Raw genomic sequence first — 7,761 nt, 5'->3', positions numbered from 1 at the left:
CCTCGGCCCGCGCGCTCCGCGACCACCACCGCAACCTGACCGACGACCAGATCCGCGCCGTCGCCGCCACCGGCGGCGTGGTCTGCGTCAACTTCCTGCCCGCCTTCCTGACGGAGGACGTCACCGAGTACACGGTGGACCGGCTGGTCGACCACATCGAGCACGTGGTGAGCGTCGGCGGGATCGACCACGTGGGGCTCGGTCCGGACTTCATCCGCGAGGTCATGCACGACGTCACTCCCCCGTGCTGCGAGGAGCCCGGCTACAGCGGCGTCGACATCGGCGCGACCCTGCCCGGACTGTCCGGCCCGAGCGGCCTGCCCCTGGTCACCGACGCCCTGCTCAAACACGGCTTCGCCGACGAGGAGATCGTGAAGATCATCGGCGGCAACGTGCACCGGCTGTTCCGCGCCGAGCTGGGCAGGCCCGCCTGAGCCTCGCGGGGGCATGAGCCGAGATGGGACGGGGGCGGCGGCCGCTCCTCCGCGAGACACCGGGCGGTCTGCCGCAAGGAGGCGATCGGCTTCGGCCGTGAGACGGGCCACCTCGTGGAGCGGCGGCCCCCAGGCGGGTCACTCCCGACGCGGGAGCGCCCCCGGCACGGGAGCGCCCCCGGCATGACGCCCGACACGACGATGACGCCCGGCACGACGCCCGGCACGACAATGGAACCCGGTGCGACGAATGGGAGAAGGAAGCTTGAAGATCACCGGGATCGAGTTGAGGCGGGTCGCGATGCCGCTGGTCACACCGTTCCGTACCTCCTACGGCACGGAGACCGAACGCGACGTGCTCCTGCTCCGCGTGGTCACCCCCGAGGCGGAGGGCTGGGGCGAGTGCGTGGCCATGTCCGACCCGCTCTACTCCCCCGAGTACGTCGACGCCGCCGCCGACGTGCTGCGCCGTTTCCTCATCCCGGCCCTGCCCGCCCGTGCCGACGTCCACGGCGTGGGCCGCGCGCTGCAGCCCTTCAAGGGCCACCGGATGGCGAAGGCGGCCCTGGAGAGCGCGGTCCTGGACGCCTGGCTGCGCGCGTCCGGTCAGTCCCTCGCCTCCTTCCTCGGCGCCACCGCCGACCGCGTTCCCGCCGGGGTGTCGATCGGGATCATGAACTCCGTCCCCGAACTCCTGGACACCGTCGCGGGCTATCTCGACGAGGGCTACGTCCGGATCAAGCTCAAGATCGAGCCCGGCTGGGACCTGGCACCGGTCCGCGCGGTACGGGAGCGCTTCGGCGACGACCTGCTCCTCCAGGTCGACGCCAACGCCGCCTACACCCTCACCGACGCGCCCCACCTGGCCAGGCTGGATCCCTTCGGACTGCTGCTCATCGAGCAGCCGCTGGCCCACGACGACATCGTCCAGCACGCCCGGCTGGCCGGCAGGATCGCCACCCCGATCTGCCTGGACGAGTCCATCGAGTCGGCCGCCGACGCGGCCGCCGCCATCTCGCTGGGCGCCTGCTCCGTGGTCAACGTCAAGCCCGGCCGGGTCGGCGGCTACCTGGAGGCCCGGCGCATCCACGACCTGTGCCGCGCCCATGGCGTCGCCGTCTGGTGCGGCGGCATGCTGGAGACGGGCGTCGGCCGCGCCGCCAACGTCGCCCTGGCCGCCCTGCCCGGCTTCACGCTGCCCGGCGACATCTCCGCCTCCCACCGCTACTACACGACGGACATCACACCGCCCTTCGAACTGAGCGACGGCCATCTGGACGTCCCCGGCGGGCCGGGCATCGGCGTCGAGCCGATCCCCGGCGTGCTGCGGGAGGTCACCACCTCCACCGAGTGGATCACCCGCTGACCACGGGCTCCCGCGAAGCGGCCGGCCCGAAGCCCGGTCACGGATGCGAGGTTCCGCCGCCCGAGCCGGTCGGACGCGCGACCGATCACGTCCGGGACTCGACCGGTCTCACTTCGCCGTGGCCTCCTGGCCGGTGGCGGAGATGAAGCGGGTGATGCGCCGCCAGGCGTCGGCCGAGGCGTCGGCGAAGTCGGGAAGCCGCTGATCGAAGAAGCCGTGGGGCGCGTCCGGGTAGGTGACGAACTCGTGCCCGACCCCGGCGGCGGTGAGGGCGTCGTCGAAGGCGGTCACCATGGCCGGCGGGATGTTCTCGTCGCCACCGCCCCACAGGGCGAGGACCGGCGCGGTCATCAGGTGGGCCAGCTGGATGGGGCCGGGAGCCCCGTTGAGCTCGCCGGGAAAGCCGTACAGCCCGATGACCCCGTCGAGGCCGAAGCGGGGGGCGGCGGTGTTGAACGCGAACCTGCCCCCCATGCAGAACCCCAGGGAGAGCACGGCGTGGCAGCTCTCGCGGAGCCTTTCGACACCGGCCGACATGTCGGCGGACAGTCCCTCGGAGGTCAGCCTGGCGAGATGGTCCGGCATGAGCGTGGCCATGTCGGCGAAACTCTCGGGCCGGTCGCGGTAGTCGGTTCCGGCGGTGCGCGCGTAGTAGTCGATCGCGACCGCGGTGTGCCCCAGCTCCGCCAGCCGCACGGCGAGCTGCTGGTAGAAGCCCGACAGTCCGCGATTGTCGGGGAGGACGAGCACCCCCACCCCTGACGGCTTCTCGGGGCGGGCGAGAAATGCGCCGATGCGCGTGCCGTCACCCGAGGTCAGGATGGCCTGCGCGGCCTCCGCCCGGGTGATCGGAGCATTCGGCACAGGCGGGGCGGCAGCTGCGTCGTAACACACGGACGACACTCCTTTGAATTGACTGGAGTTTACGCCCGAAACATTAGCCGCACTTATCCGGTAATTTCCAACATGATATCATGGCTAAATTAATTATCGATATACGAGCGATTAAACAGTGGTCACGAAAAGCGCTTCAAGATTGAAGTGAATTGAGATTTCCGCACCTCTTTCACGCGGCGGCCCGGCGCGAGCGGATCGGGGAGACCCTCCCCGGCGTTCCCGTCGACCGGAGGCGAACGCCCCGGTCCGCCGGGCGTACGGGTGCGAGACCGTCAGGAGGCCAGATACTCCTCCCTGACCTTGGAGCGGGAGAGCTTCCCGGTGGGCGTGCGGGGCAGCTCGTCGCGGAACTCGATGACCCTGGGGTGCTTGAAGCGGGCGATCCGCGGGCCGAGGTGTGCCAGCAGTTCCTCGACCGAGGGGCGGGGGCCGGGTACCGGCTGGATCAGGGCGACCACCCGGTGGCCCCACTCCTCGTCGGGCACGCCGATCACCACGACGTCGGCGACCGCCGGGTGCTCCAGGATCGCCGCCTCGATCTCCGCGGGGTAGATGTTCACCCCGCCGGAGATGATCAGATCGGTGCGGCGGTCGCAGAGGAACAGGAAGCCGTCCGTGTCCACGAAGCCGATGTCACCGGGGGCGTACCAGTCACCGCGCATGCTGGCGGCGGTCTTCTCCGGGTCCTTGCGGTACTCGAAACCGCCGGTGCCCGACCTGACGTAGATCATGCCGGGCTCGCCCGCGGGGAGCTCCTCCCCGTCCGCGCCGAGGATCCTCGCCTCGAAGGTCGGGGCCGGGCGGCCGACCGTGCCGGGACGCTCCAGCCAGTCGTGCGGCTTGACGGAGAAGGCGATGGCCGTCTCGGTGGAGCCGTAGTACTCGTACAGCACCGGCCCCCACCAGTCCATGATGCCCTTCTTGACCGCCGCCGGGCAGGCCGCGCCGGTGTGCATCACCTGCCGCAGCGACGACACGTCGTAGCGCGCCCTGACCTCCGCCGGAAGCTGCAGCATCCGGTGGAACATGGTCGGCACCATCAGCGCGTTGCCGACCCGGTACCTGTCGACCAGCTCCAGGATGGCCTCCGGTTCGAACCTGGGCGCGATCACCAGGGTGTGCCCGAGGTGGAGGGCGAACATGGTGTGCGCGCACGGCGCGGAGTGGTACATCGGCGAGGTCACCAGGTGGATCTCGTCGCCGGCCCGCAGGTCGCAGACCTCGCCCAGGAACCAGGTGTAGAGCGGGACGATCACCTCCGGCTCGTGGCTGGAGAGCGGGCGCTGCACGCCCTTGGGGAACCCGGTGGTGCCCGAGGTGTACCACATGACGCCGCCGCCCGAGCGGTCGTCAGGGGTGGTCGTGGGCTGTCCCTCGGCCAGCTCGGCCACGCCGACGGCCTTCTCGACGGAGTACGACGGGTCGGCGACCACGACCCGGGCGTCGCAGTCGGCCAGGATGTAGTCGATCTCGGCGGCCGTGAGGTGCCAGTTGACCGGTACGTAGTACAGCCCCACCTGCCCGGTGGCCATCAGCATGACCACCGCGTCGATGCCGTTGGGCAGCACTCCGGCGACCACGTCGCCTCGGCCGAGCCCGCGGGCCCGCAGGCCGTGTGAGACCTGGTTGACCGTGGCCAGCAACTCTCCGTAGGTCGTCACGGCGCCGTCGGGGTGGATCAGCGCGCGGCGGCCGGGATCGGCCTCGGCGATCCGGTAGAAGGTGGGTAGCCCGCTGATGTCGGCCATGGACGTTCCTCCTTTAGAGCTCCAGCAGTTCGGCGAGGCGGGTACGGTGCGTGCGGGGCGCACCCAGCAGCACCTCGTCGGCCTTGGCGCGCTTGTAGTAGAGATGCGCGTCGTGCTCCCAGGTGAAACCGATGCCGCCGTGCAGCAGGAGGTTGTCCCGGGCCACCTCGAAGCAGGCCCTGCCGACGTAGGCCTGGGCGAGCGCGGCGGCCGAGGAGAGCTCGCCGGGCGCCTCGTCCGCGGCCCAGGCCGCGTAGCGGACTATCGACTCGGCCTGCTCCAGCTTGCAGTGCATGTCGGCGAGCCGGTGCTTGACGCCCTGGTAGGAGCCGATGAGGCGGCCGAAGGTCACCCGGAGCTTGGCGTAGCCGACGATGGCGTCCAGCGAGGCGCGCAGCACGCCGAGCTGCTCGGCGGCCACCGCGACCGCGAACAGGTCCCTGGCCCTCGCCACGCCCTCCGTCGACGAGGCGATCTCCTCGCCCGCGCCCAGATCCACCTTCGCCTGCCTGCGGGTGATGTCCAGGGTGGTCAGCGGGGTGCGGTCACCGCCTCTGACCGCCAGGACCCGCGGCCCCTCGATCGCCAGGACCACGTCGGCCTCGGCACCGTTGAGCGCGCGGCCGCCGTCGAGGGCGACGGTCGCGAGCGTGGTCCCCGCGGCGATGCCGGGCAGCAGCTCCTTGTCGCCCACCTCGGTCAGCAGGATCGTGGCGAGGGTGGTGGCCAGGAAGGGTCCCGGCAGCAGCGCCGCGCCGGTCTCCTCCAGGACCACCGCGAGCTCGGCGTACCCGGCCCCCGCGCCGCCGTGCTCCTCTCCGACGACGAGGCCGGCGAGCCCGAGCTCGCCGTTGAGCCTGCGGTAGACCTCGGGGTCGTGGCCGGTCTCGGATTCGACGGCCCGCCGGACCTCGGGCAGCGGCGAGGCGGAGGCGAGGAAGGCACGGACCGCGCCGCGCAGTTCCCGCTGCTCCTCGGTGAGCACGAGCTTCATGTGTTTCCGCCTTTCTGCGCGAGCCCGGAGGTCACCCGTTCACCTTGAGGTCCTTGAACGGCACGTTCTTGTCCACCCGCGGCTCGGGCGGCAGGTTGAGCACCCGGTCGCCGATGATGTTGCGCATGATCTCGTTGGTGCCGCCGCCGAGGGCCATGGCGGGAGCGAGTGAGACGGCCTCGGCCAGCCGCCCGCCACCCTCCTCGTAGGCGACGGCCCCCGGTCCGGCCAGCGAGGTGGCGAGGTCGGCCTGGAACATGGTCAGCTCGGCCAGCAGCAGCTTGGCCGCGCTGCCCCTGGCCCCGGGGAAGACGCCGGCCTTGGTCTCCTGGGAGAGGCGCTCGTTGAACAGGGCGAGCGCGCGGGAGCGGATGTGCAGCTCGATGAGCTGGTCCCTGACCACCGGGTCGGCGGTGTCGGCGGTGTGGCGCAGCACCTCGAAGGCGACCGGGTTGTCCTTGCGGCCGCCCATGCCGACGCCGCTGGAGATGGACAGGCGCTCGTGCAGGAGTGTGGTGACCGCGCAGCTCCACCCGTCGTTGACCTGGCCGACCAGGTTCTCCGCGGGGATGTGCACGTCGTCGAAGAAGATCTCGTTGAAGTGGGCGCGGCCTGTCATGTCCCGCAGCGGGCGGACCGTGACGCCGGGGGCGCGCATGTCCACGATGAACATCGACAGGCCCTTGTGCTTGGGCGCGTCCACGTCGGTGCGGGTGAGCAGCAGCCCGTAGGAGGCGTGCTGGGCGACCGAGGTCCAGACCTTCTGCCCGGTGACCGTCCAGCCGTCCTCGGCCGGGGTGGCCCGGGTCTGCAGGGCGGCGACGTCGCTGCCGGCGCCGGGCTCGGAGAAGAGCTGGCACCAGATCTCCTCGCCACGCAGCAGCGGACGCAGGTGCCTGGCCTTCTGCTCGGGGGTGCCGAGGTCGACGAGGGTCGGCCCGCACATCCCGAGTCCTATGGAGAAGACGTAGGTCGGCAGCGTGAAGCCCGCGGCCTCCTCGGCGAAGGCCCGCTCCTCCGCCTGGGTCAGTCCCTGGCCACCCCACTCGCTCGGCCAGGTGATCCCCGAATAGCCCGCGTCGTACATGCGCGCCATGAAGGCCTTCGCGGCGGCGACCCCACCCGCGTCCGGGGTGGCCTCGGCCTCGACGTCTCCAGCGTTGGCCTCCAGCCAGGTCCTGGCACGCCGCCGGTACTCCTGAAGATTCATGTCCGCTCCAATCAGTGCTCACTTACTCTAGCCAGCACCCGATCAGCCGTACAGAGCAATGCTCTACAGGGGAAGGTGAAAGGATATTTGCCCCTTCTTGGCCATCAATCACCAGGAAACGGCAATTAATCCGTCTAGTGGCTCTATTCAGCGCCGAGGAGTGAAGTGTTCGCGGGGAACGCGCGGTCGGTACGGCGTCGACTGACGCTCACCGCCGTCACGACGACCATCGTGATAGGCGGCGCCGCCTTCACGATCGTGACACTCAGGGCCGTGAAGACGGCGCTCGTGCAGGTCAAGGCGATCAGACGTGAGCTGGAGGAGATCACCGCGACCGACATCGGCCGCCGGGTGCCGGTGCCGGCCGCGCGGAACGAGATCAGGCAACTGGCCGAGACGATCAACCAGACGCTGAACCGGCTGGAGGCCTCGGCCGAGCAGCAGCGCAGGTTCGCCTCCGACGCCTCGCACGACCTGCGCAGCCCGCTCACCGCCATGCGCGCCCAGGTGGAGGAGGCGTTGCGCTACCCCGACGACGTCGACTGGACGGCGAAGGCCCACGCGATGCTCACCAGCCTGGACCGGCTTCAGGCGATCGTCTCGGACCTGCTGACACTGGCCAAGCTCGACTCCGGGGTGCCCGCCCATTACGAGCGGATCGACCTGGGCGTGCTTGTCTGCGATGAGCTGGACAGGCACCGGCGCAACGTCCGGATCGACAGGGAACTGCAGCCGGGGGTGGCGATCACCGGCGACCGGCTCCGGATGGCCCGGCTGCTGACGAACCTGCTGGACAACGCCGAACGGCACGCCGACTCCAAGGTCTCGGTGAGCGTGACCAGGGACGACGGAACGGCCGTCGTGGAGGTGCTCGACGACGGCGCCGGGATCGCGCCCGAGCAGCGGGAGCTGGTCTTCCAGCGGTTCGCCCGGCTGGACGCCTCCCGCAACAAGGACGAGGGAGGCACCGGACTGGGACTCCCCATCGCCAGGGAGATCGCCCGCACCCACGGCGGCATCCTGAGGCTGGAGGACAGCGTCCGGGGCGCGCGGTTCGTCCTGCGGATCCCCCTGCACCCCGACCAGGACGGCGCCCCCTGACCCGCTAGTGT

7 protein-coding genes are annotated in these 7,761 nt (G+C 70.5%); 3 read left to right on the top strand and 4 right to left on the bottom strand.

The window, feature by feature from the left end; genetic code table 11:
- Together ACWD3H_RS21855 and menC are read left to right on the top strand one after the other, a co-directional pair.
- Window positions 1–434, top strand: a 434-nt coding sequence (locus ACWD3H_RS21855) for a dipeptidase (RefSeq protein ID WP_355567768.1), incomplete at its 5' end; no start/stop codon positions are given.
- Between the two features lie 265 nt (window positions 435–699).
- Window positions 700–1,800, top strand: a complete 1,101-nt coding sequence (gene menC / locus ACWD3H_RS21850; RefSeq protein WP_451956278.1) for an o-succinylbenzoate synthase — start codon at window positions 700–702, stop codon at window positions 1,798–1,800.
- A 108-nt stretch (window positions 1,801–1,908) separates the two neighbouring features.
- Here menC and ACWD3H_RS21845 read toward each other — a convergent pair whose 3' ends face one another.
- The 4 genes from ACWD3H_RS21845 to ACWD3H_RS21830 form a co-directional block, all read right to left on the bottom strand.
- A complete protein-coding gene (locus tag ACWD3H_RS21845; protein WP_451956277.1) occupies window positions 1,909–2,694 on the bottom strand; it encodes a dienelactone hydrolase family protein in 786 nt (261 codons plus the stop codon).
- Window positions 2,695–2,969: 275 nt separating this feature from the next.
- Window positions 2,970–4,445: an AMP-binding protein gene (locus ACWD3H_RS21840; RefSeq protein ID WP_451956276.1), complete on the bottom strand. Its 1,476-nt coding sequence runs from the start codon at window positions 4,443–4,445 to the stop codon at window positions 2,970–2,972.
- A gap of 13 nt (window positions 4,446–4,458) precedes the next feature.
- Window positions 4,459–5,439, bottom strand: coding sequence for an acyl-CoA dehydrogenase family protein (locus ACWD3H_RS21835; RefSeq protein ID WP_350923672.1), 981 nt, complete (start codon window positions 5,437–5,439; stop codon window positions 4,459–4,461).
- A gap of 31 nt (window positions 5,440–5,470) precedes the next feature.
- Window positions 5,471–6,649, bottom strand: a complete 1,179-nt coding sequence (locus tag ACWD3H_RS21830; protein WP_451956275.1) for an acyl-CoA dehydrogenase family protein — start codon at window positions 6,647–6,649, stop codon at window positions 5,471–5,473.
- Between the two features lie 165 nt (window positions 6,650–6,814).
- Here ACWD3H_RS21830 and ACWD3H_RS21825 point away from each other — a divergent pair, with 165 nt between their 5' ends.
- Window positions 6,815–7,750 carry a sensor histidine kinase gene (locus tag ACWD3H_RS21825; RefSeq protein WP_451956274.1) on the top strand — a complete coding sequence of 312 codons (936 nt, stop codon included), beginning with the start codon at window positions 6,815–6,817 and terminating at the stop codon, window positions 7,748–7,750.
- Window positions 7,751–7,761 lie beyond the last annotated feature (11 nt).

This window comes from Streptosporangium sp. NPDC002607, assembly GCF_053592655.1.
The sequence above is the reverse complement of the archived record's forward strand: the minus strand, read 5'-3'. Positions and strand labels throughout refer to the sequence as shown.